Genomic DNA, 22447 nt, shown 5'->3' on the forward strand with positions numbered 1-22447 from the left:
TCCGGTCCGTTATCCACGCCATCCGCGATGGGAATGGCGAAACCGGACTCTCCGATCTGATTAGAGTACAAGCGCGTTTCCGTCCTTAGCGCCAGTTTGCAACACACCATGTAGCCAAGGACCGGCGCCTCGCTTCCGCGCCCGCATCAGGACGTCAGGATCAGGCGGATTATTCCGGAAACCGCGATGCAGAGCAACAATATCAGTGTCGCACGGCGGAATCCCGCGTCCGAGGCGGCCAGAAACCGTCTGGACCCAAGCACGATGCCGACAGCGACCAACGGCAGCGCGCACAGCACCAGGAGCAGTGTCTGGCGGCCAATCAGCCCGCCGCCGGCCAGCAGCACCCCGGCATAGATGTCGCTGAGAAAGAAATAAGCCACCAGCGTCGCCCGGATCCGGAACGGCGGCGTGGCGCTGAGCGTCATGACGGTGACGATGAACAGACCCGAGAGAGCCATCGCGCCATTGATGGCGCCGGCGATCAGACCGACGCCCAGCCAGGCGGCGAGCGACAGGTTTCGGGGCACCGGCGGAACGAGGAACAGAACCAGACAGACGGCGGCGACGAATCCGTAGACAGCCAGTCGCAGCGTGGAGGGATCGGCAATCGCCAAGAGCAGCACGCCCGCCGGATTCCCGGCCAGGCCGCCGGCCAGCAGCGCGCCGGCCAACTTCCAGTCGATGTCGCGCCAGATGCTGCGGCCCTGCAGGATGCTGGCCGCCACCTCGAGCAGCACGGCCACCGGGACCGCCAGCGCCGGCTCGACCACGAAGGACAGGCCGGCGACGGTGACGGCGGAGAAGCCGAAGCCGGAATAGCCGCGGGCGAAGCCCGCCGCCAGCAGCACGAGCGCTGCGACGGCGGCCTGCGGCGCGGTCAGCCCGAGGAGGCCGAGCAGGTCCGTCTCAGGCACCGGCCTGCGGGCGCATGTCGTCCGGGCTGATGCCGGCGACCGAGACCGGCTTCTTCATGGCGTCGCGGCGGAAGGGTTCCCCGAGTTCCTGGTTGAGAACGACTTCGAGGAACGTCGTCTCGTTGCGCTGCATCTGGCCCTCGATGGCATCGGCAAGCGCCGCCGTCAATTCCGCCATCGAGCGGACCTGGACGCCCTTGACGCCACAGGCCTCGGCCACCTTGGCGTATTCGACGCCGAGATTGAGCTCGGTGCCGACGAAGTTGTCGTCGAACCACAGCGTGGTGTTGCGCTTTTCCGCGCCCCACTGGTAGTTGCGGAAGATGACCATCGTCACCGGCGGCCAGTTGTTGCGGCCGCAGGCAGTCATCTCGTTCATCGAGATGCCGAAGGCGCCGTCGCCGGCGAAGCCCACCACCGGCACGTCCGGCTTGCCGATCTTGGCGCCGAGAATGGCGGGAAATCCGTAGCCGCAGGGCCCGAACAGGCCAGGGGCCAGGTATTTGCGACCTTCCTCGAAGCTCGGATAGGCGTTGCCGATGGCGCAGTTGTTGCCGATGTCCGACGAAATGATCGCATCCTTGGGCAGCGCCTGCTGGATGGCGCGCCAGGCCATGCGCGGGCTCATGCGCTCGGGCTCGCGGTTGCGGGCGCGCTCGTTCCAGCTGGTGCCCGGATCATCGTCCTCGTGATCCATCGAGGAGAGCTGCTGCAGCCAGCCGGAGCGGACGCGGTGGACCATGGCCTCGCGGTCCTTGCGGCCGGCGTCGCCGGCCGACGGCGAGAGCTGTGCGAGGATTTCCTCGGCGACGAGCCGCGCGTCGCCCTGGATGCCGACGGACACCTTCTTGGTCAGGCCGATGCGGTCGGCATTGATGTCGACCTGGATGATGGCGGCGTTCTTGGGCCAGTAGTCGATGCCGTAGCCGGGCAAGGTCGAGAACGGATTGAGCCTGGTGCCGAGCGCCAGCACGACATCGGCGCCGGCGATGATTTCCATGGCCGCCTTGGAACCGTTGTAGCCGAGCGGCCCGACGGCGAGCGGGTGGCTGCCGGGAAAGGCGTCATTGTGCTGATAGCCGCAGCAGACCGGGGCGCTGAGCCGCTCGGCGAGCTTGCGCGAGGCATCGATGGCGCCCGACAGCACCACGCCGGCGCCGTTGAGGATGACGGGGTTCTTCGCTTCCGACAGCAGCTTCGCCGCTCTCGCGATGGCGGTCGATCCGCCACGCGGCCGCTCGATCTCGACCACCTGCGGCAGGTCGATGTCGATGACCTGGGTCCACATGTCGCGCGGCACGTTGATCTGGGCCGGACCGCAGCCGCGCCAGGCCTTCATGATGACGCGATTGAGCACCTCGGCGATGCGGGATGGGTCGCGCACCTCTTCCTGGTAGCAGACCATGTCCTCGAACAGCTTCATCTGCTCGATCTCCTGGAAGCCGCCCTGGCCGATGGTCTTGTTGGCGGCCTGCGGCGTGACCAGCAGCAGTGGCGTGTGGTTCCAGTAGGCGGTCTTGACCGGGGTGACGAAGTTTGTGATGCCGGGGCCGTTCTGAGCCACCATCATCGACATCTTGCCGGTGGCGCGGGTGAAGCCGTCGGCCATCATGCCGCCGTTGCACTCATGGGCGCAATCCCAGAACTTGATGCCGGCACGCGGGAACAGATCGGATATCGCCATCATGGCCGAGCCGATAATGCCGAAGGCATGCTCGATGCCGTGCATCTGCAGCACTTTCACAAAGGCTTCCTCGGTGGTCATCTTCATCGTCTGTTCCTCCCGCATGTCATGATGGCCGGACCTGCCGACCTTGACCGGACTCTAGGGGCGAGAGCGGCGGCTCCAGTAGTGCCAGATGGCCCCAATCCAAAGAGCCATGGGACCAGCAGTTCCGCTTTTCACCCCGGCGCCATGGACCGACCCCTGGCCAGTTCGCCCGCCGCCCGGGCCAGCACCGCAATTCCGGGGGCGATGCGTTCGGCGGGAATGGAGGCAAATCCGAGCCGGAAAGTATTCTTGCCGTGCCAGGGATCGGCAAAGAAGACCTGTCCCGGCTCGATCAGCACCCCGTATTCGGCCGCCTTGCGCGCCAGTTCCACCGCGTCGAGCCAGTCGGGCCCGCGCATCCAGAAGGCGGTGCCGCCAAAACGCGATGTCCGGGCCCAGCCGGGAAAGGCCTCGGTGACGGCGCGATCGAGGATCGCCCAGCGCTCGCGATAGGCGCGCTGCATGCGGCCGACCAGCGTGTCGTGATGACCGAGCGCCAGGAACAGCGCGGTGACGCGCTGGTTGTTGCCCGGCGGATGGCGGTACATCAGCCGCCGCAGCGCGCGCGCCTCCTCGATGAGCCGCTTCGAGCCGACCAGGTAGCCTATGCGCAGGCCCGGAACGATGGACTTGGAGAGAGTCCCGACATAGGCGACGTTGCCGCTCTCATCGAGCGACTTGAGCGCCGGCACCGCCTCCCCGGTGAAATTGGCCTCGAACTCGTAATCGTCCTCGATGATGATCGCGTTCGACGCTCGCGCCCAGGCGACCAGTTCGCGGCGGCGCTCGACGCTCATGGTCACATTGGTGGGCAGTTGATGGGACGGCGTGGTGTAGACGACGTTGCAGGCGCGCAGTTCCGGCCCCAGCACCAGTCCCTCGGCATCGATCGGCAGGGACGCGACGGACCGGGCATGCAGACGGAAGATGTTGCGGGCGTCGGGATAGCAGGGATCCTCGACGCCGATGTGGTTGCGCTCGCCGGAGAGCAGGCTCGCCAGGATGTAGAGCGCGTTCTGGGCGCCAAGCGTCACCAGGATCTCGTCGGGCGAGGCCTCGATGCCGCGCGGTGGCAAGAGCCGCTGACGGATCTGGTCGACGAACTCGGCGTCGTCCTTGTTGATGGAATCATCGGTCCAGGATTCCACCAGCTTGCGGCTGACAGCCTGGCGGGTGCAGTCGCGCCATTCGTGAATCGGGAACAGCGCCGGATCGGTCTGGCCGTAGATGAAGGGAAACGGAAAATCGTGCCAGTTCGAAGGCTTGGAGATGTTGGACTGGTGCGACGGCCGCATGGCGAAGCGCTCGGAGAGGTCGGCATCGGCGACCTTCGCCCGCTGTGCGGCTGGACGGCTGGTCCGGGGAATGTCCCGCGCGACGAAAAAGCCGGAGCGCTCGCGCGCCTCCAGATAGCCGTCGATCAGCAGCGCCTGGTAGGCGAGCGTCACCGTGTTTCGCGAGATCTTCAGCCGCGTGGCCAGGAGCCGGGTCGATGGCACGGGGGTGCCCTTGGCCAGCGTGCCCGAGAGAATGGCGGAAACGAACTTGGCCTGGATCTGGTTCTGCAGCGACAGCGGATCGCCGCGGTTGATGGTGAAGACGAGGTCGCGCATGAAGCAGGTGATTCCTCCGGTCGTGAGTGTTGGCTCGCTGGTGCAGACAATCTGGCACTACTAGTTGGCCCCATTTCGGTGTTGATTCCCAGCCAATTCTTAGCGCCGGTGCAAATTGGATTTGACCGGATCAGACCGGGAGAGCCGACATGAACGTGACCAACAAGCCAAGTGGTGGCGCACCGTTGAGCAACGACGCGCTCGAGGCCCACTGGATGCCTTTCAGCTCCAACCGGGAATTCAAGGCTTCCCCGCGGATGGTTCGGAAAAGCGAGGGCATGTATCTGTGGAACCAGAATGGCGACAAGCTGATCGACGGTTCTTCCGGCCTGTTCAATGTCGCCGCCGGTCACGGCCGCAGGGAAATCGCCGATGCGGTCCATGCGCAGATGCTGGAGAACGACTACACATCGCCCTTCCAGCTCGGGCAATCGAAATCCTTCGAGTTCGCCGACCGGCTGGCGCAACTCTTGCCCGACCCGTTCAACCATGTCTTCTTCGTCAATTCCGGCTCCGAATCCATCGACACCGCCCTGAAGATGGTGATGGCCTATCACCGCGCCCGCGGCCAGGGCCAGCGGCTGCGCTTCGTCTCGCGCGAGCGCGCCTATCACGGAGTCAACATCGGCGGCGTGTCGCTCGCCGGCATGGTGCGCAACCGCGAGACCTTCCCCGTCGTGATGCCCAACATCGTCATGATGCGCCACACCTGGGACGAGGCGCATCTGTTCGAGCGCGGCCAGCCCGAGCACGGCGCCGAGCTCGCCGACGACCTTTTGCGCATGGTCCAGACCTATGGCGGTTCGACCATCGGCGCCGTCTTCGTCGAACCGGTGGCCGGATCGACCGGCACCCTGGTCCCGCCGAAGGGCTATCTCGAACGGCTGCGCAAGATCTGCGACGACAACGGCATCCTGCTGGTGTTCGACGAGGTCATCACCGGCTTCGGCCGCCTCGGCGCGCCGTTCGCGTCGCAGAAGTTCGGCGTCCAGCCCGACATCATGACCATGGCCAAGGCGCTGACCAACGGTGCGATACCCATGGGAGCAGTGGCGGCCACCGACCATGTCTACGAGACCATCACCGGTGCCGCCCCCGAGAACGCCATCGAGTTCTTCCACGGCTACACCTATTCCGGCCACCCGGCAGCCTGCGCGGCGGGCATCGCCACGCTCGACATCTACGAGCGAGAGGGCCTGTTCGAAAAGGCGGCCGAGCTGTCGGACTATTTTCTTGATGCGATCTGGTCGCTCAAGGACCTGCCGATCGTGCGCGACATCCGCGGCATCGGCCTGATGGCCGGCGTCGAGGTGTTCCCGCTGGAAGGCAAGCCGGGCGCACGCGGCAACGAGTTGCAGAAGAGCCTGTTCTGGAACGGCTGCCATGTGAAATGGACAGGGGATTCGGCCATCGTCGCGCCGTCCTTCGTCGCCGAGCGAGGTCATGTCGACGAGATCGTCGACGCGCTCCGCCGCACGCTGAAGGATCAGTAAGCTGGCTGAAAGCCTCTCCCTGCTGGCTGTGAACTGCGGATCGTCCTCGATCAAGTTCGCGGTGTTCGGCGAGGATCTGCAGCGCCGGGTCACCGGGCTGGCGGAGGGGATCGGCACGGGCGGAGAGCCGGCACTGCGGCTCGACGGCGGCGCGGCCGTGCCGCTGTCCGGCGTGGAGCCGACCCATGCCGCGATCCTGCAGCACCTGATGGGCGAGGTGATCCTGCCGCGCGCCGGCAGACCTGCCGGCGTCGGCCACCGGGTGGTGCACGGCGGCCGCGATTTCGATCGGCCGGCGCGGATCACGCCCGAGCTGCGCGAGGGAATTGCCGCGCTGGCGCCGCTGGCCCCGGCACACCAGCCGCACAATCTCGCCGGCATCGACGCCGTCGCCGATGCCGTGCCGGGCGTGGCGCAGGTCGCCTGTTTCGACACCGCCTTCCACCGCAGCGTTCCGGCACTGCGCCAGGAAATGCCGCTGCCGCGCAGCTTCGCGCGGGAAGGCCTGCTGCGCTACGGCTTCCACGGCCTGTCCTACCAGCACATCGCCAGCCGGCTAGCCGATCTCAATCTGGCGGCCGGCCGCGTCATCGCCTGCCATCTCGGCAATGGCTGCAGCCTCGCCGGCATGGTCGACGGCCGGAGCCTCTACACCTCGATGGGCTTCACGCCGCTCGACGGGCTGATGATGGGCCAGCGGCCGGGCCGGCTCGACCCCGGCGCGGTGCTGTGGCTCGTCGAGCGCCACGGCGGCGACCTCGCCGCGGTCGGCAGATTGCTCAACCAGGGCGCCGGCCTCAAGGGCGTGTCCGGCCTTTCCGCCGACATGCGCACGCTGGCCGGAAGCGACAGCGAGGACGCGGCCTTCGCCATCGCCATGTTCGTCGACCGGCTGGTGCAGGAAATCGGCGCGGCGATGACCGCGATCGGTGGCTGCGACGGGCTTATCTTCTCGGGCGGCATCGGCGAGAACTCGGCGGCCGTTCGCCGGGCGACTTTGCAGTCGCTGGGCTGGCTCGGCTTCCAGATCGACGAGGATGCCAATCAGGCCAACGCCGGCACGATCAGCTCGAAGCACAGCCCCCGCTCTGTGCATGTGGTCAATGCCGACGAGGAGACGGTGATCGCCGCGGCGGTGCGCGACCTGCTCGCCACCGGCTGACCCCTATTCGAGCCGCGACGGAAAACCCGGCGCGCGCAGATCGGTGCCGAGCTGATCCTCAAGGAGCTTGACGATCTGGGTCGATTGAGCCGCCCCGCCATAGGCCGCCTTGCCGCGCAGGAAGGTCTGCGCCGTCAGCGCCGCCAGGTCCATCGGCACGCCGAATTCGCGGCCGAAACTCAGAGCAAAGCCCAGATCCTTGAGCGCCAGGTCCATCGAGAAGGCGATGTCGTAGCTGCCGTTGAGGATCAGCTGGCCCTCGGTTTCGTGGACGAAGCTGGAGCCGGAGCTGGCAGCGATCGCCTCCCAGGCCTTGCCGAGATCGAGGCCGCCGCGCCTGGCGAGCATCAAGGCCTCGCCGTCGGCCACCAGGTGAATGAAAGCCAGCATGTTGGTGATCACCTTGATCACCGCCGCCGAGCCGAGCGGGCCCATGTGGAAGATCTTGCCGCCCATCGCCTCGAAGGCCGGGCGGTGGAGTTCGAACAGGTCCGGATCGCCTCCGGCAAGCACGGTGATCTTGCCCTGGCCGGCGAGATGCACGCCGCCGGTCACCGGCGCCTCCATCGCCTTGACGCCGCGGGCCTCGGCCTTGGCCGCCAGCCGCACGATGTCGTCACGGCCGAGCGTCGACATCTCGATCCAGCTGGCGCCGGGCCGCATCACCGGCAGGATGTCATCGAGCACCGCCTCCGACACCACCGGCGACGGCAGGCAGGTGAGGATGGCGTCGCATTCCGCCGCCAGCTCCCGTGCGCTCGCCGCCACCCGGCCGCCGATCGCCGCATGGCGGTCCGCGAGGCTCGCGTCACGGTCGAAGACCGTGACCTCGAAGCCCTCGCGCAGCAGGCTTGCCGCCAGGTGGCCGCCGAGATTGCCCAGCCCGATATAGCCGTAGCGCATATGTGTCACCCCAGTTGTGTCGGTTGATGCGCCGGCCGGTCAGGGCCGGCTGATCTCGTCGAGATACCATTCGATGTAACGCAGCTCGTTCTGCTCCATCGGCGCGATCGGACCGGGGACGAAGTAATGCGATTTGACGCCGCGGGCCGTGTGCTCGATGATGGTCTTGTCCTCTTGCGTGGTCACGGTCCACAGCCAGGTGAGCTTGGCGAGATCGTAGTCCGTGCCCTCCTCCGCCTTGCCATCAACCAGCCAGATCAGCTCCATCTCGCAACGCTCGGGCGAGATCGGGATGAAGCGGTAGATCATGCCGTGGTCGGGATAGCAGACGAGGAATGTGGTGCCGCCGAGATGGATCGAGGTGACACCGCCATCGAAGTCGGTAAAGCGGCCCATCAGCGGCGCGACCGGGCTGCCATCCTCGCTGCCGCTCTGCACACCTTCATAGAGCGCATAGCGGAAGGCATGGATCGCCTCGGCGCCCTCGCGCGAGGTCTGCCAATGGTTGCCGGATCCCACCTCGATGCCGAGCGCGCAGGTGCGCGCCTCCATGGCGATGTTGAGCGCCTCGATGAGGTGCAGCGGCTTTTCCAGCGCGTGGGTCTGGGAATATTCCGGATGCGCGGGGCCGCAATGGTAGCATTCGACATAGTTCTCGACGGCCAGTTTCCAGTTGGCGTCGACCGGATAGGACCGGCGGTGGGCGACCTTGGCGCTGGCCCAGCCATACTGGCCGCAGGTTGCGCGCAGCAGCCGCTCGACCTCGTCGAACTGCAGCGGTTCGTCGGCAAAACAGATGAAGATCAGTCCCTCGACGACGCGGACATGCAGCTTCTTCAGACCATGGTCTTCGCGGCGGAATTCCTTCGGCATCAGCCGGGCAGCCTTGAGGCTGCCGTCGTTGCCGTAGGCCCATGCATGATACGGACAGACGAAGGCGCGGGCGTTGCCCTTGGGCTTGGTGCAGACCTCGGCGCCGCGATGCCGGCAGACATTGAGCATGGCATGCACGGTGCCGTCCGACAGGCGGGTGACGATCACCTGCTCGGTATCGATGCGGAAGACCTCGAAATCGTTGAGGTTCGGAATCACGCTCTCATGGGCGATGCAGTGCCAATGGCGGCGGAACAGCCGCTCCATGTCGCGTTGGTAGATGGCGGGATCATGGTAGAAGTCACGGACGAGGCCGTGGCCGGGGCGGTGGCCGGCGACCAGACGGTCGATTGCGTCGGCATCCGGGGGGATGTTGGTGTTGTCGGGTTGCAGCATGTCCTACTCCCGCAGGATCGGCGCCGGTGAACCCCAACCGGCAAGGTCATTTCAGCATGTCTCGGCGAATGCGCTCAGGCGCGCACCCGCTCGGCGGTCGGATCATACATCGGCTTGAGCGCGGCGATGGCCGCGTGGCGGGTGCCGGCGACCTCGATCTCGTAGACGGATTGCAGCATGTCCGCGGCGCTCTCGCCCAGGCAGGGCACGTAGCCGAGCCCGATGGCGCCTCCCAGGAAATGGCCGTAATTGCCCGAGGTCACCGTGCCGACGATGCGGCCATCGCGCACGAGGGCCTCGTTGTGAAAGAGCAGCGGCTCGGGATCGACGAGCCGGAACTGGACCAGCCGGCGCGCGAGCCCCGCTTCCTGCCTGCGCAGCACCGCTTCGCGGCCGATGAACTCGCCCTTGCCGGTCTTCACCGCAAAGCCCAGGCCCGCCTCGAGCACATGGTCCTCGTCGGTGATGTCGTGACCGAAATGGCGGAAGGCCTTTTCGATGCGGCAGGAATCGAGCGTGTGCAGCCCGCAGAGCTTGAGGCCGATATCGGCGCCGGCTTCCTCCAGCGCCTCGAAGACATGGGCGGTCTGGTCGGTCGAGACATAGAGCTCCCAGCCGAGTTCGCCGACATAGGTGACGCGGTGGGCGCGGGCGAGCCCCATGCCGATCTCGATCTCGCGCGCGCAGCCGAAGGGATGGGCCGCGTTGGACAAATCGTTCGGGCTGATCCGCGAGATCAGTTCCCGCGATTTCGGTCCCATGACGCAGAGCACGCTTTCAGCCGCGGTAATGTCGGTGACGACGACGAACTCGTCGGCAAGGTGCTTGCGCAGCCACACCAGATCGCGCTGCAACGTGGCGCCAGGCACGACCAGCAGGAAGGCGGTCTCCGACAGCCGCGTGACGGTGAGATCGGATTCGATTCCGCCGCGGCTGTTGAGCATCTGGGTGTAGACGATGCGCCCCGGCTCGACATTCATCTCATTGGCGCAGAGCCGCTGCAGGAAGGCGAGCGCGTCGCGGCCCTCGACCCGGATCTTGCCGAAGGAGGTCATGTCGAACAGGCCGGCTCCGGTCCTGACAGCCATGTGTTCGTCGCGCTGGTTCAAAAACCAGTTCTGCCGGTTCCAGCTGTATTCATACTCACGAGCCTGTCCTTCGCCGGCGAACCAGTTGGCCCGCTCCCAGCCCGCCACCTCGCCGAAGACGGCGCCACGGGCTTTCAGATGCTCGTGGATGGGCGAGCGGCGAACGCCGCGCGCGGTCGCCATCTGGCGATAGGGAAAGTGATCGGCATAGAGCAGGCCCAGCGTCTCGGTGACGCGTTCGCGCAGATAGGCGCGGTTCCTCTGGAACGGCTGGGCGCGGCGGATGTCCACTTCCCAGAGGTCGAAGGGCGGCTCGCCGTCGTTCATCCACTGAGCCAGCGCCATGCCGGCGCCGCCCGACGAGACGATGCCGATGGAGTTGTATCCGGCGGCAACCCAGTAGCCCTTCATCTCCGGCGCCTCGCCGAGATAATAGCGGTCGTCGGGGGTGAAGCTCTCCGGCCCGTTGAAGAAGGTGTGGATGCCGACCGTCTCGAGCATCGGCATGCGGTTGACCGCCATCTCCAGGATCGGCGCGAAATGGTCGAAGTCCTCGGGCAGCTGATCGAAGCAGAAATCCTCGCGGACGCTGGTCCCCAGCGGCGGCCAGGCCTTGGCCTTGAGCTCGAATGCGCCGAGCAGGATCTTGCCGGCGTCCTCCTTGTAGTAGGCCTGCTCGTCGGGCACGCGCAGCACCGGCAATTGCGACAGACCGGGCACCGGTTCGGTGACGATGTAGAAATGCTCGCAGGCATGCAGCGGCACGGTGACGCCGGATTTCGCCGCCAGATCCCTGCCCCACAAACCGGCGGCGTTGACCACGTGTTCGGTCTCGATGGTGTACTGCTCGCCGCCCTGCTCACAAACCACGCCGGTGACGCGGCCGTTGGCCGACAGCACCTCGATCACCTTGACGCCCTCGATGATGCTGGCGCCGTGCTGGCGGGCGCCCTTGGCCAGCGCCATGGCGATGTTGGCCGGATCGCACTGGCCGTCGAGCGGCAGATGCACTGCCGCCCTGACGTCGGAAACATTGAGATGCGGATACATCTGCCCCGCCTCCTCGGGCGAGATCTCGCGCACGTCGATGTCGAAGGCGCGGGCGAGCGAGGCCTGGCGGTAGATCTCCTGCTTGCGTTCCTCGGTCAGCGCCACGGTGATGGAGCCGTTCTGCTTCATGCCCGTGCCGATGCCGGTCTCTTCTTCGAGCCGGACATAGAGGTCGCGCGAATATTTGGCCAGCCGCGTCATGTTCTGCGAGCCGCGCAACTGGCCGATCAGGCCGGCGGCGTGCCAGGTGGTGCCGCAGGTCAATTGCTTGCGCTCAAGCAGCACCACATCGGTCCAGCCGAGCCTGGCCAGGTGATAGGCGACCGAGCAGCCGGAAACACCGCCGCCAATGATGACGGCGCGGGCCTTGGAGGGGATTGGCTTGCTCATGCGCGGGGCTCCGCCGGGACAAGCACAAGTTTGCCCGGATGCTGCTTGGAGAGAAAGTCGACCTGCGCCCGCGCGATGTCGCGCAGCGGATAGATCGCAGAAACCAGCGGCCTCACCAGGCCCTGATTGATCAGCCGGACGAGGCGCTGGAAGACCTCGGGCGGCTGGAAGGTGCAGCCGAACAGGGTCAGATCGTTGAGATAGAGCATCCGGAGATCCGCCTCGACAATGGGACCGGCAATGGCGCCGGAGACCGCGTAACGCCCGGCCGGTCGCAACGCGCCGATCAGCGTTCCCCATTTCGCGCCGCCAACCACGTCGATGACGACATCCGCACTGTGCGGTTCCGGCGTCGCGCCCCGGTCGAGGATGATGCCGGCGCCCGCCGCGCGCACCGCTTCCGCCTTGGGCGCGGCGCACTGGCCGGTGACAAGGGCGCCGCGCAACTTTGCAAGCTGCACGGCCGCAAGCCCGACGCCGCCGGACGCGCCGGTCACCAGCACCCGGTCTCCCTGCCTGACATCCGACCGGCTCAACAGGTTCTCGGCGGTTCCGAAAGCGCAGGGCAATGCAGCGATCTCGACATCGGACAGCGGCGACTCGGTGACGTCATAGAGGTGGCGGGCCGGCACGCGGCAATACCAGGCGAAGGCACCATCGTAGTCCGAGCCCAGCGCCACATAGGCAGTCGGGGCCGTGTCTGTCGGCTCCGGCTGGTTGGTGGGACAGATGACGCGCCGGCCGAGCGACCAACCGGTCACCCCGGAGCCGATTGCGACGATACGGCCGCAGAATTCGGCGCCCTGGATGCGCGGGAATTCGAGCGCGCCGGCGAAACCGCCCTCGTCGTGAACATCGCCTTCTTCAGTGCCGCCGGTGGCGGTTTTGGCATACCAGCCGAGCCGGGTGTTGATGTCGGTGTTGTTGACGCCCGCCGCCAGCACCTCGACCAGAACCTCGCCATCCCGCGGCAGCGGAACCGGCACGTCGTCGCGCCAATGCAGCACCTCGGGGCCGCCATGGGCCGTCAGGACAACCGCGCTCATAAGTCGTGGCAGACTCATGCCCGCAGCCTTTCATTGGCCGGATCCCAGAGAGGCTGGTCGGGCTGGACGGTGGCGGCGAAGCGCTTGCCGAAGATCTCCACTTCGACCGTCGTGCCGGGCTCGGTGAGGTCGGAGCGCAGCATGCCGAGCGCGATGGATTTTTCGATGCGGTGGCCCCAGCCGCCCGACGTGGTCTCGCCCACCACCTGGCCATCGTGCCAGATGGTCGACATATAGGGCGCGTCGTTCTCGCCGGCGTCGATCACCAGGGTGACGAAGCGCTTGGAGACGCCTGCCTGCTTTTCCGCCTGAAGCGCGGCGCGGCCGATGAAGTCCGGCTTGTCCCACTTGACGAAGCGCTCGAGCCCGCCCTGCAGCACGGTGTAGTCGGTCGACAGGTCGCCCTTCCAGGCGCGGTAGCCCTTTTCCAACCGCAGCGAGTTGAGCGCGAACATGCCGAAGGGCCTGAGCCCGTGCGGCTGGCCGGCAGCCATCACCGCATCGAAGATGGCGGCGGTGTCGTCGGTCTTGGTGTGGATCTCCCAGCCCAGTTCGCCGGCAAAGGACACGCGGACGATCTGGCACCAGCGGCCGGCGATCTGGACGCTCTGGTGCGTGAGCCAGCCCTTCTGCAGGTCGCCGTCGCAGACCTCGGCCAGAATGGCGCGCGATTTCGGCCCGGAGAGGATCTGGCAGGCGAAGGCTTCCGTGACGTCGGCGAGAGTGAAGGCGGCGGCCTCGGGCATGTGCTTCTGCAGCCACTCGAAATCATGCCATTGCGCGGTGGCGGCGGTGACGAGGAAGAAGAAGTCCTCGTCGAGCGCCATGATCGACATCTCGGTGACGATGCGGCCCTGCTCGTCGGCGAAATAGCCAAGCCCGATGCGGCCGGGCTTCGGCACCGCGCCGGTGGTCATGGTTGCGAGCCAGGCGCGGGCGCCTTCGCCCTGCAGCCGGTAGCGCGAGAAGCCGGGCAGGTCGAGAATGCCGGCGGCGTCGCGCACCGCCAGGCATTCCTCGCGCACCGCCCCGAACCAGGCGCCTTCCCGCGCCCAGGTGCGGGTCGCCTCTTCGCTCAAATCGTCGCCCGGACGGGCATACCAGTTGGCCCGCTCCCAGCCGTTGTAGGCGCCGAACTCAGCGCCGAGCGCCTTGATGCGGTCGTGCACCGGCGAGAGTTTCCTGTCGCGGCCGGCGGGCCAGGCATGGTGCGGGAAGTGCATGTCGTATTCGTGGCCGTAGACCTCCATGCCCTTGTCGACGCAATAGTCCCGGTCACAGAATGCGGTGAAGCGGCGCGGGTCGCAGGACCACATGTCCCATTCGGTCTGGCCCTTCGTCACCCACTCGGCGAGCACCTTTCCGGCGCCGCCGCCCTGGCAGATGCCGAAGGTGAACACGCAGGCCTCAAACGCATTGGGGACGCCGGGCATCGGGCCGATCAGCGGATTGCCATCGGGCGTGTAGGGAATGGGGCCGTTGATCACCTTGGTCAGGCCGGCGGTGCCCAAAATCGGCACCCGGGCGACGGCGTCGTTGATGTACCATTCGAGCCGGTCGAGATCGTCGGGAAAGAGCTGGAACGAAAAGTCCTCCGGCATCGGATCGTCAGGCGTGGCCCAATGGGCGCGGCAGTTGCGCTCGTAGGGCCCGAGATTGAAGCCGTTCTTTTCCTGGCGCAGATAATAGGAAGAGTCGACATCGCGCAGCAGCGGCAGCTTGCCCCTGGTCTCGGCGCTGTGGGCTGCCACCTCGGGGATCTCGTCAAACAGCATGTATTGATGGCTCATGACCATCATCGGCATGTCGCGGCCGAACCACTTGCCCACTTCGCGCGCATAGTAGCCGGCGGCGTTGACGACATATTCGCAGCGGATCTCGCCCTTGGGCGTCGAGATCACCCATTCGCCGTTGTCGCGACGGGCGCCGGTGGCGGGGCAGAAGCGCAGGATGCGGGCCCCAAGATCGCGCGCGCCCTTGGCCAGCGCCTGGGTCAACTGCGCCGGATCGATATCGCCGTCATAGGGATCATAGAGGGCGCCGGTCAGGTCATGGGTCTCGGCGAACGGATAGCGGCTCTTGAGATCGTCGGGCGAGAGAATGTCGAGGTCGAGACCCTGGTAGCGGCCCATGCCCACAACGCGCTTGAACTCCTGCAGCCGCTCCTTGGAGTGGCCGAGCCGCACCGAACCGGTGACATGGTAGTTCATCGGGTAGTCGACGCGGGCGGCGAGATCCCGATAGAGCTGCGCCGAATAGCGCTGCATGTTCATGATCGACCAGGAGGACGAGAAGGTCGGCACGTTGCCGGCGGCGTGCCAGGTGGAGCCGGCTGTGAGCTCGTTCTTTTCGAGCAGAACGCAATCGGTCCAGCCGGCCAGCGCCAGGTGATAGAGCGCAGAGACGCCGACGACGCCGCCACCGATGATCACCACGCGCGCCTGTGTCGGAAAATCGCTCAAACCCGGTCTCCATCCTGCCTGTCTCGGTCGGCGCGAGTATCATCCCGGATCCGGCAAATCATCAATCGACGCAGAACTGGTTTATTAATCGCCAAAACCGATTAGATTGAAATCAACCGGAGCCGGCGCCATGCAAATCGAACTTCTCGAAACCTTCCTCGACCTGATGGAGACGGCGAGCTTCAACCGCACCGCCGAGCGGCTGGGAGTGACGCAGTCGACGGTGTCGGCGCGGGTGCAGTCGCTGGAAACGGCGCTCGGACGCAAGCTGTTCACCCGCAGCCGCGCCGGCACCCAGGCGACGGCCGCCGGCCAGCGCTTCGCCGACCACGCCAGGCTGATGCGGCATGAGTGGAACGAGGCGCGGCGCGACGTGCGCAACGCCGGCGACCATGCCCGCGCGCTCAGGATCGGGCTGCAGAACGAGCTTGCCACGACCCATCTCAGCCGCTGGGTGGCGGAGTTCCGGCAGGCGATCCCCGACGCGTCCTTCTATGTCGAACTCGACTACTCGACGCAGATGAGTTCCGACATCCTGATCGGCGAACTCGACATGGCGGTGCTGTTCTCGCCGCGCCACATTCCCGACATCCACTACGAGAGCATCGGCGAGATGCGCTATGTCATGGTTTCGACCGAGGCCTTTACCGTGGCGGAGCTGCGGCCCGAGCGGACGATCATGACCAATTTCTCCCCCGCCTTCGGCAAGGCGCACCGGCAGATGCTGCCGGAGCTTGCCTCGGCCCCGGTGACGGCCGGGCACACCGTCTCGGTGTGCGAACTGCTCACCCATCTCGGCGGCTCCGCCTTCGTGCACGACCATGCAGCCCGGGACCTGATTGATCGCGGCATCTGCCGTGCGGTGAACGGCGTCGAGCCGATCCTGCAGCCGGCCTATTTCGCCGTCCATGTCCGCAACCGGCATTCGCACGTGCACCGCAAGCTGCTGTCGATCGTGCGGCGGGATTTCGCTCCGCCCCCGGCGCCAGCACAGGCTCAGTCAAGCGCGTAGGGGATGGTCCTGCGGTTGTTGGGATCGATCCTCAGCCGGCGCTTCAAGGGCGGCACGGCGCGCTGGTGGCAGGCCGGACGCTCGCAGATGCGGCAGGAGATGCCGATCGGCTCGAAGGCCTCGGCCCGGCCCATGTCGAGGTCATCGGCATAGACGATGTCGGGGGCGTGGGCTATCTCGCAGCCGAGCGCCAGCGAATAGTGCTGCACCGGATCGTGCCAGCCGCCGCCGGGCTTGGTCACCGCCATGGCAAGGCAGAGATAGCGGATGCCGTCCGGCGTCTCGGCCTGCTGGCGGATGATGCGGTTGGGGGTCTCGAAGGCGCGGTGGGCGTTCCACAACGGGCAGGCCGAGCCGAAACGGGCGAACTGCAGCTTGGTGGCCGAATGCCGCTTGGTGATGTTGCCGGCCTGGTCGACGCGGGCAAAGAAGAACGGCACCCCCTTCTGTCCGGGTCGCTGCAAGGTCGAGAGCCGATGCGCCACCTGCTCGATAGACGTGCCGAAGCGATCGGCCATGAGCGCCAGGTCGTGGCGGAGCTCGCGGGCGCCTGCGGCAAAGGCGCCATAGGGCAGGATGGCGGCGCCGGCGAAGTAATTGGCAAGCCCGATGCGGCAGATGGCGGCAGCGTCGGCGGAGCGGAAGCCGGCGGCGGCCATGATCCGGGCCATCGTTTCCTCGTGCTCGATCAGGGCCACCTGGTGGGCAATCTGGAAGGCCTGGGTCGAGGGGGACGAGCGCGGGTTGAGCCAGAGCACGCGGCTCACCGGATCGAAGCGGCGCAGCCCGCCCTCGCCGGTGGTGTCCGGGCCGATGGCGACGCGGACCCGGTGCCTGCGCTCGATGTGGTCGGCGAGTCCGCGCACCGAGCTGCCGCGCCCCTTGGCGAGTTGCACACTCAGCGCCTCGCCGGCGAGGTCGAGATCGTGAATGTAGTTGTCGACATAGTGGAAGAAGTCGCGCACCTCCTCGTAGGGCGTCGGCTCGTTGAGCGCGCCGGTGCGCTCTATGGTCTCGTCGAGTTCGGCCAATTGCTCGCCGGCCCGCCGCATCGACTGGTGCATGGCGAGGAAGGCGCGGGCAAAGGATGGCGCGTTCTGGGTCACCAGCTTGATGTCGGCGGCCGATGGCTGCGCCGCGCCCACCAGCGGATCGGCCAGCGCCTCGGTGACATCGGCGAGCAGGCGGTCGGAATCCTGGTCCGAGAGGCTGGCGATGTCGATGGCGAAGGTCTCGGCCAGCGCCATCAGCACGGAGGCTGTGACATGGCGCTGGTTGTTCTCGATCTGGTTGAGATAGCTCGTCGAAATGCCGAGCTTGCCCGCGAACCCTGCCTGGGTCAGGGCCTCGGCGGTGCGGATGGCGCGGATCTTGCCGCCGATGAAGAGTTTGCGTGAGCGCATCGTGTCAACTTCGCAAGTTTGCAATTTCAACGATGCAACATTTGCTAAATCAACATGTCCACTTTTTCAACCCTGTTGCGAAGCGGCTCGACGCGCTAGGGTGATCGGATTGGCCAGAGCCGAGCCCGCGTGACCCCGGGCCGGTGCGGCGCGGCGGAAGCGGGGACAGGCATGCGGACCATCATCGAACAGCTGGAAGACCGTCGCGCCGAGGCGCGGCTTGGCGGCGGGCAGAAGCGCATTGACGCCCAGCATGCGAAGGGCAAGCTGACGGCGCGCGAGCGGCTGGAAGTGCTGCTCGACGAAGGCTCGTTCGAAGAATACGACATGTACAAGACCCACCGCTGCACCGATTTCGGCATGCAGGAGACGGTGTTCCCCGGCGACGGGGTGATCACCGGCTGGGGCACGATCAACGGCCGTCCGGTCTATGTGTTCAGCCAGGATTTCACCGTCTTCGGCGGCTCGCTGTCGGAGACCCATGCCGAGAAGATCTGCAAGGTGATGGATCTCGCCGTGCAGAACGGCGCGCCGCTGATCGGGCTCAATGATTCCGGCGGCGCCCGCATCCAGGAGGGCGTGGCCTCGCTCGGCGGCTACGCCGAGGTGTTCTGGCGCAATGTCCAGGCCTCTGGCGTCATCCCGCAGATCTCGGTGATCATGGGACCCTGCGCCGGCGGCGCGGTCTATTCGCCAGCGATGACCGACTTCATCTACATGGTCAGGGACACGAGCTACATGTTCGTGACCGGCCCGGACGTGGTCAAGACGGTGACCAACGAGATCGTCACCGCCGAGGAACTGGGCGGGGCATCGACACACACCAAGAAGTCGTCGGTCGCCGACGGCGCCTACGACAACGACATCGAGGCGCTGATCGAGGTGCGCCGCATGGTCGATTTCCTACCGCTGTCGAGCCGCGACAAGCCGCCGGTGATCCCCACCGCCGACGCGCCCGACCGGCTGGAAATGTCGCTCGACACCATCATTCCCGACAATGCCAACAAGCCCTACGACATGCACGAGGTGATCGCCAAGGTCGCCGACGAGGGCGATTTCTTCGAGATCCAGAAGGATCACGCCAGGAACATTCTCTGCGGCTTCATCCGGCTCAACGGCGCCACGGTCGGCGTCGTCGCCAACCAGCCGATGGTGCTGGCTGGCTGCCTCGACATCGATTCGGCCAAGAAAGCTGCGCGCTTCGTCCGCTTCTGCGATGCCTTCAACATTCCGATCCTGACGCTGGTCGACGTGCCGGGCTTCCTGCCGGGCACCAGCCAGGAATATGGCGGCATCATCAAGCACGGCGCCAAGCTCCTGTTCGCCTATGCCGAGGCCACCGTGCCGAAGGTCACCGTGATCACCCGCAAGGCCTATGGCGGGGCGTACGATGTGATGGCGTCGAAACACATCCGCGCCGACGTCAACTATGCCTGGCCGACGGCGCAGATCGCCGTGATGGGCGCAAAGGGCGCCACCGAGATCCTCTACCGCTCGGAACTCGGCGATCCCGAGAAGATCGCCGCGCGGACGAAGGAATACGAGGATCGCTTCGCCAATCCGTTCGTGGCCGCCCAGCGCGGCTTCATCGACGAGGTGATCCAGCCGCACTCCACCCGCCGCCGCGTCGTCCGCGCCTTCGAGATGCTGAAGACCAAGCAGGTCGCCCAGCCGCTGCGCAAGCACGACAACATTCCGTTGTGAGGACAGCAAGTGCCCACGGTGTTGGAATGGAAGGGCTGGAAGTTTCTGTTCTACTGCCTCGACTATGCCGAACCCCCGCATGTCCATGTACGCAAGGACAGGAAGGAAGCTAAGATATGGCTTCATACTGTGGAAGTCGCCCGCAACCGCCGCTGTTCCGATCAGGAACTAGCCTCACTGGTGCGAGTGACCCAAGACAACAGGACAGCATTTCTGGAGAAATGGCATGAACACTTTGGAAATTGACCTGGAGCGGCTGGAGCCTGTGAGCGTGAAATGCGACGTTACGCACCTGCATGTCACACTCGGCGACGGAGTGGTGATCAGCACGCCGCTGTGGTGGTATCCGCGGCTGCTCGCCGCCACCCCCGACGAGTTGAGCAAGGTCGAGTTGTCCCCTTTCGGCATCCACTGGCCGTCGCTCAACGAGGACCTCAGCGTCACCGGCCTGATCGAAGGCCGCAAGGCGGCGGGCGCGGTCCCTCCGGCGGATGCCGCAGAATGACAATGACACCAAGGCCGGGATCGCTCCCGGCAGACCCACCCCATTCGCACCTCAAAGGCAGCATCTAATGGCCAATCTTCCCAACATGACCAAGCATCGCGGCATTCCTTCGGGGCTGCCCGGCACCGGGTTCCAGTTCACCATCCGGCGCGCCAATCCGCGTGGCGTCAGCCCGCTGTTCGCGCGCCAGCGCATGGGCGACCGGACGCCGACTGAAAAGTTCGCGGACCTGGCCTTCCTGCACGCGCTCTGGCATCGATTCGGGGCCGAGCCGTTCGAGCGTGGCAATCTCGATGCCGGCCGCATCAACTGGCTGTTCGGTCGCGAGCTGATCCCGGCGGAATCCCCCTTCGATCCGGCCTCCTACGATTCGCTGCTGAAGATCAACGAGCAGGCTGCGAGGCAGAATTTCCCCGACGCCTTCAAGGACGTGCTGCACGTCTGAGGCCTGCCCGAAGCTGCCGTGCCGCCTGACAGTGCCACCCATTGCGCAAGGAATGCCCTTTCGATGTTTTCCAAGATCCTCATTGCCAACCGCGGCGAAATTGCCTGCCGGGTCATCAAGTCGGCGCGCAGGATGGGCATTGCCACCGTCGCCGTCTATTCCGACGCCGACCGCAACGCGGTGCATGTGGAGATGGCCGACGAGGCGGTGCATATCGGGCCGTCGCCGGCCAGCCAGTCCTATCTGATCCCGGACAAGATCATCGCCGCCTGCAAGGCCACCGGCGCCCAGGCAGTGCATCCGGGCTACGGATTTCTGTCCGAGCGCGCAAGCTTCTGCGAGGCGCTGGAGGCCGAGGGCATCGTCTTCATCGGTCCCAAGGTGAAGGCCATCGAGGCGATGGGCGACAAGATCACCTCGAAGAAGATCGCAGCCGAAGCCGGCGTTTCCACCGTGCCCGGCCATATGGGCCTGATCGACGACGCCGCGCATGCGGTCGAAATCTCGCGCGGCGTCGGCTATCCGGTGATGATCAAGGCCTCGGCGGGCGGCGGCGGCAAGGGCATGCGGATTGCCTGGAACGACGCCGAGGCGCGCGAGGGCTTCGACCGCTCCAAATCGGAGGCCGCCAGTTCCTTCGGCGACGACCGCATCTTCATCGAGAAGTTCATCGAGGAGCCGCGCCACATCGAGATCCAGCTGCTCGGCGACAGCCACGGCACCACGCTCTATCTCGGCGAACGCGAATGCTCGATCCAGCGCCGCAACCAGAAGGTCGTGGAGGAGGCGCCCTCGCCCTTCATCGACGCCGCCACGCGCAAGGCCATGGGCGAGCAGTCGGTGGCGCTGGCCAGAGCCGTGGACTACGAATCGGCAGGTACGGTGGAGTTCATCGTCGACAAGAATCGCAATTTCTACTTCCTCGAGATGAACACCCGGCTGCAGGTCGAGCACCCGGTGACCGAGCTCGTCACCGGCATCGACCTGGTCGAGCAGATGATCCGGATCGCCGCCGGCGAGAGGCTGGCGTTCGGGCAGGATGACGTCAGGCTTGACGGCTGGGCGATCGAAAGCCGGCTCTATGCCGAGGATCCCTATCGCGGCTTTCTTCCGTCGATCGGCCGGTTGACGCGCTACCGCCCGCCCGAGGAAGGCACGGTCGACGGCGTGACGCTGCGCAACGACACCGGGGTCACCGAGGGCTCGGAGATCTCGATGTTCTACGACCCGATGATCGCCAAGCTCTGCACCCACGCGCCCGACCGGCTGACGGCAATCGACGCCATGGCCGACGCGCTCGACCGCTTCGTCGTCGAAGGCATCGGCCACAACCTGCCGTTCCTGTCGGCGCTGATGCAGCATCCGCGCTGGCGCGAGGGACGGCTGTCGACCGGCTTCATCGCCGAGGAATATCCGGACGGCTTCGGCCCGGTGGAGCCGGACGAGGCAACCCGCGAGCGGCTCTCGATCGCGGCGCTGACGTTGTCGCACATGCGCGGAAAGCGCAGCGCCGACATTTCCGGGGCGCGCTTCCACCAGGCGGCCCGGCGCGCGCATCAGGACAAGGTGGTGCGGCTCGGCCGCGCCGAGCTCAACGGCCATATCGACGATGCCGACGAGGGCTACATGGTGGGCATCAACGGCCACCAGGCAGTGGCGGTGACCAGCGACTGGTTCCCCGGCGCCGGCATCGCCATCTTCACCATCGACGGCGTCAGGCATGCGATCAAGGCGGAACCCGCTGCCGCGGGCTGGCGGCTGAGGCAGCGCGGCATCGACATCAAGGCGCAGGTGTTCTCGCCGCGCATCGCCGAACTCGCCCGGCTGATGCCGGAAAAGGCCGCAGCCGACACGTCTAGCCTGCTGTTGTGCCCGATGCCGGGACTGGTGGTGTCGATCGCCGTCGTGGAGGGCCAGGAGGTGCAGGAAGGCCAGACGCTCGCCGTCATCGAGGCGATGAAGATGGAAAACGTGCTCAAGGCCGAAAAGCGCGGCGTCATCGCCAGGATCCCGGTCAAGGCCGGCGACAGCCTGGCCGTCGACGAGGTGATCATGGAGTTCGTGAAGTGATCGGTTTGCTCACGCTGAAAGACCCCTCCCCAACCCCTCCCCACAAGGGGGAGGGGCTTGGTGCCGGCCGCACCCTCAGCGCTCGAGCCAAAACATCTCTCCCGCAGGAAGCTCAGGATTGTTCGCTGCAAAGGCGGTGGGAAA

At 66.1% G+C, this 22447-nt stretch carries 17 protein-coding genes; 8 read left to right on the forward strand and 9 right to left on the reverse strand.

The features are described 5' to 3' along the window. Positions 1 to 146: 146 nt before the first annotated feature. The 3 genes from DFR52_RS12155 to pdxR form a co-directional block, all read right to left on the reverse strand. The gene (locus tag DFR52_RS12155) at positions 147 to 917 is read right to left on the reverse strand and encodes a sulfite exporter TauE/SafE family protein (protein ID WP_110032248.1); all 771 of its coding nucleotides are present in this window, start codon (positions 915 to 917) and stop codon (positions 147 to 149) included. Beyond that, positions 910 to 2688: a sulfoacetaldehyde acetyltransferase gene (gene xsc, locus DFR52_RS12160; protein WP_110032249.1), complete on the reverse strand. Its 1779-nt coding sequence runs from the start codon at positions 2686 to 2688 to the stop codon at positions 910 to 912. The genes DFR52_RS12155 and xsc overlap by 8 nt, the downstream gene beginning before the upstream one ends. Before the next feature lie 131 nt (positions 2689 to 2819). Then, entirely contained in the window at positions 2820 to 4301 is a 1482-nt protein-coding gene (gene pdxR, locus DFR52_RS12165; protein WP_110032250.1) for a MocR-like pyridoxine biosynthesis transcription factor PdxR, read from the reverse strand. Positions 4302 to 4450: 149 nt separating this feature from the next. Between pdxR and aptA the strand changes: the two genes are divergently transcribed. Together aptA and DFR52_RS12175 are read left to right on the forward strand one after the other, a co-directional pair. Continuing rightward, positions 4451 to 5794 (forward strand): omega-aminotransferase AptA, encoded by a 1344-nt coding sequence (gene aptA, locus DFR52_RS12170; protein ID WP_110032251.1) that lies wholly within the window; start codon positions 4451 to 4453, stop codon positions 5792 to 5794. A 28-nt stretch (positions 5795 to 5822) separates the two neighbouring features. Beyond that, a complete protein-coding gene (locus tag DFR52_RS12175) occupies positions 5823 to 6956 on the forward strand; it encodes an acetate/propionate family kinase (protein ID WP_245415322.1) in 1134 nt (377 codons plus the stop codon). A gap of 3 nt (positions 6957 to 6959) precedes the next feature. On the opposite strand, the gene DFR52_RS12180 is transcribed toward DFR52_RS12175, so the two are convergent. The 5 genes from DFR52_RS12180 to DFR52_RS12200 form a co-directional block, all read right to left on the reverse strand. Further along, positions 6960 to 7859, reverse strand: coding sequence for an NAD(P)-dependent oxidoreductase (locus DFR52_RS12180; protein ID WP_110032253.1), 900 nt, complete (start codon positions 7857 to 7859; stop codon positions 6960 to 6962). Between the two features lie 39 nt (positions 7860 to 7898). Beyond that, positions 7899 to 9128 (reverse strand): aromatic ring-hydroxylating oxygenase subunit alpha, encoded by a 1230-nt coding sequence (locus tag DFR52_RS12185; protein ID WP_110032254.1) that lies wholly within the window; start codon positions 9126 to 9128, stop codon positions 7899 to 7901. A 74-nt stretch (positions 9129 to 9202) separates the two neighbouring features. Further along, positions 9203 to 11656 (reverse strand): GcvT family protein, encoded by a 2454-nt coding sequence (locus DFR52_RS12190; RefSeq protein WP_110032255.1) that lies wholly within the window; start codon positions 11654 to 11656, stop codon positions 9203 to 9205. Next, positions 11653 to 12720: an alcohol dehydrogenase family protein gene (locus tag DFR52_RS12195; RefSeq protein ID WP_110032256.1), complete on the reverse strand. Its 1068-nt coding sequence runs from the start codon at positions 12718 to 12720 to the stop codon at positions 11653 to 11655. The genes DFR52_RS12190 and DFR52_RS12195 overlap by 4 nt, the downstream gene beginning before the upstream one ends. Further along, positions 12717 to 15164 (reverse strand): GcvT family protein, encoded by a 2448-nt coding sequence (locus DFR52_RS12200; protein ID WP_110032257.1) that lies wholly within the window; start codon positions 15162 to 15164, stop codon positions 12717 to 12719. The genes DFR52_RS12195 and DFR52_RS12200 overlap by 4 nt, the downstream gene beginning before the upstream one ends. Before the next feature lie 130 nt (positions 15165 to 15294). Between DFR52_RS12200 and DFR52_RS12205 the strand changes: the two genes are divergently transcribed. Continuing rightward, on the forward strand, positions 15295 to 16176 hold the full coding sequence (locus DFR52_RS12205; protein WP_110032258.1) for a LysR family transcriptional regulator: 882 nt from the start codon (positions 15295 to 15297) through the stop codon (positions 16174 to 16176). Here DFR52_RS12205 and DFR52_RS12210 read toward each other — a convergent pair. Further along, positions 16161 to 17579 carry a helix-turn-helix domain-containing protein gene (locus DFR52_RS12210; RefSeq protein ID WP_110032259.1) on the reverse strand — a complete coding sequence of 473 codons (1419 nt, stop codon included), beginning with the start codon at positions 17577 to 17579 and terminating at the stop codon, positions 16161 to 16163. The genes DFR52_RS12205 and DFR52_RS12210 overlap by 16 nt on opposite strands. A gap of 171 nt (positions 17580 to 17750) precedes the next feature. On the opposite strand from DFR52_RS12210, the gene DFR52_RS12215 reads away from it, so the two are divergent. The 5 genes from DFR52_RS12215 to DFR52_RS12235 all read left to right on the forward strand — a co-directional run bounded on the left by DFR52_RS12215 (position 17751) and on the right by DFR52_RS12235 (position 22303). Continuing rightward, positions 17751 to 19283 (forward strand): acyl-CoA carboxylase subunit beta, encoded by a 1533-nt coding sequence (locus tag DFR52_RS12215; protein ID WP_110032260.1) that lies wholly within the window; start codon positions 17751 to 17753, stop codon positions 19281 to 19283. A gap of 18 nt (positions 19284 to 19301) precedes the next feature. Beyond that, positions 19302 to 19529 carry a DUF4160 domain-containing protein gene (locus DFR52_RS12220; RefSeq protein WP_245415357.1) on the forward strand — a complete coding sequence of 76 codons (228 nt, stop codon included), beginning with the start codon at positions 19302 to 19304 and terminating at the stop codon, positions 19527 to 19529. Next, complete coding sequence (locus DFR52_RS12225; RefSeq protein ID WP_110032262.1) at positions 19510 to 19788, forward strand: DUF2442 domain-containing protein; 279 nt, start codon at positions 19510 to 19512, stop codon at positions 19786 to 19788. The genes DFR52_RS12220 and DFR52_RS12225 overlap by 20 nt, the downstream gene beginning before the upstream one ends. 67 nt (positions 19789 to 19855) lie before the next feature. After that, positions 19856 to 20233: a hypothetical protein gene (locus DFR52_RS12230; protein ID WP_110032263.1), complete on the forward strand. Its 378-nt coding sequence runs from the start codon at positions 19856 to 19858 to the stop codon at positions 20231 to 20233. Positions 20234 to 20296: 63 nt separating this feature from the next. Further along, on the forward strand, positions 20297 to 22303 hold the full coding sequence (locus DFR52_RS12235) for an acetyl-CoA carboxylase biotin carboxylase subunit (protein ID WP_110032264.1): 2007 nt from the start codon (positions 20297 to 20299) through the stop codon (positions 22301 to 22303). Positions 22304 to 22447 lie beyond the last annotated feature (144 nt).

Origin of the sequence: Hoeflea marina (assembly GCF_003182275.1) — a bacterium.
Lineage (GTDB): Bacteria > Pseudomonadota > Alphaproteobacteria > Rhizobiales > Rhizobiaceae > Hoeflea > Hoeflea marina.

Excerpts from the sequence above, each read along its gene's own strand:
- aptA (WP_110032251.1), top strand. The coding sequence starts at position 4,451 with ATGAACGTGACCAACAAGCCAAGTGGTGGCGCACCGTTGAGCAACGAC.
- DFR52_RS12185 (WP_110032254.1), bottom strand. The coding sequence starts at position 9,128 with ATGCTGCAACCCGACAACACCAACATCCCCCCGGATGCCGACGCAATC.
- xsc (WP_110032249.1), bottom strand. The coding sequence starts at position 2,688 with ATGAAGATGACCACCGAGGAAGCCTTTGTGAAAGTGCTGCAGATGCAC.
- pdxR (WP_110032250.1), bottom strand. The coding sequence starts at position 4,301 with ATGCGCGACCTCGTCTTCACCATCAACCGCGGCGATCCGCTGTCGCTG.
- DFR52_RS12205 (WP_110032258.1), top strand. The coding sequence starts at position 15,295 with ATGCAAATCGAACTTCTCGAAACCTTCCTCGACCTGATGGAGACGGCG.
- DFR52_RS12225 (WP_110032262.1), top strand. The coding sequence starts at position 19,510 with ATGAACACTTTGGAAATTGACCTGGAGCGGCTGGAGCCTGTGAGCGTG.
- DFR52_RS12215 (WP_110032260.1), top strand. The coding sequence starts at position 17,751 with ATGCGGACCATCATCGAACAGCTGGAAGACCGTCGCGCCGAGGCGCGG.
- DFR52_RS12210 (WP_110032259.1), bottom strand. The coding sequence starts at position 17,579 with ATGCGCTCACGCAAACTCTTCATCGGCGGCAAGATCCGCGCCATCCGC.
- DFR52_RS12190 (WP_110032255.1), bottom strand. The coding sequence starts at position 11,656 with ATGAGCAAGCCAATCCCCTCCAAGGCCCGCGCCGTCATCATTGGCGGC.
- DFR52_RS12230 (WP_110032263.1), top strand. The coding sequence starts at position 19,856 with ATGGCCAATCTTCCCAACATGACCAAGCATCGCGGCATTCCTTCGGGG.
- DFR52_RS12180 (WP_110032253.1), bottom strand. The coding sequence starts at position 7,859 with ATGCGCTACGGCTATATCGGGCTGGGCAATCTCGGCGGCCACCTGGCG.
- DFR52_RS12235 (WP_110032264.1), top strand. The coding sequence starts at position 20,297 with ATGTTTTCCAAGATCCTCATTGCCAACCGCGGCGAAATTGCCTGCCGG.
- DFR52_RS12195 (WP_110032256.1), bottom strand. The coding sequence starts at position 12,720 with ATGAGTCTGCCACGACTTATGAGCGCGGTTGTCCTGACGGCCCATGGC.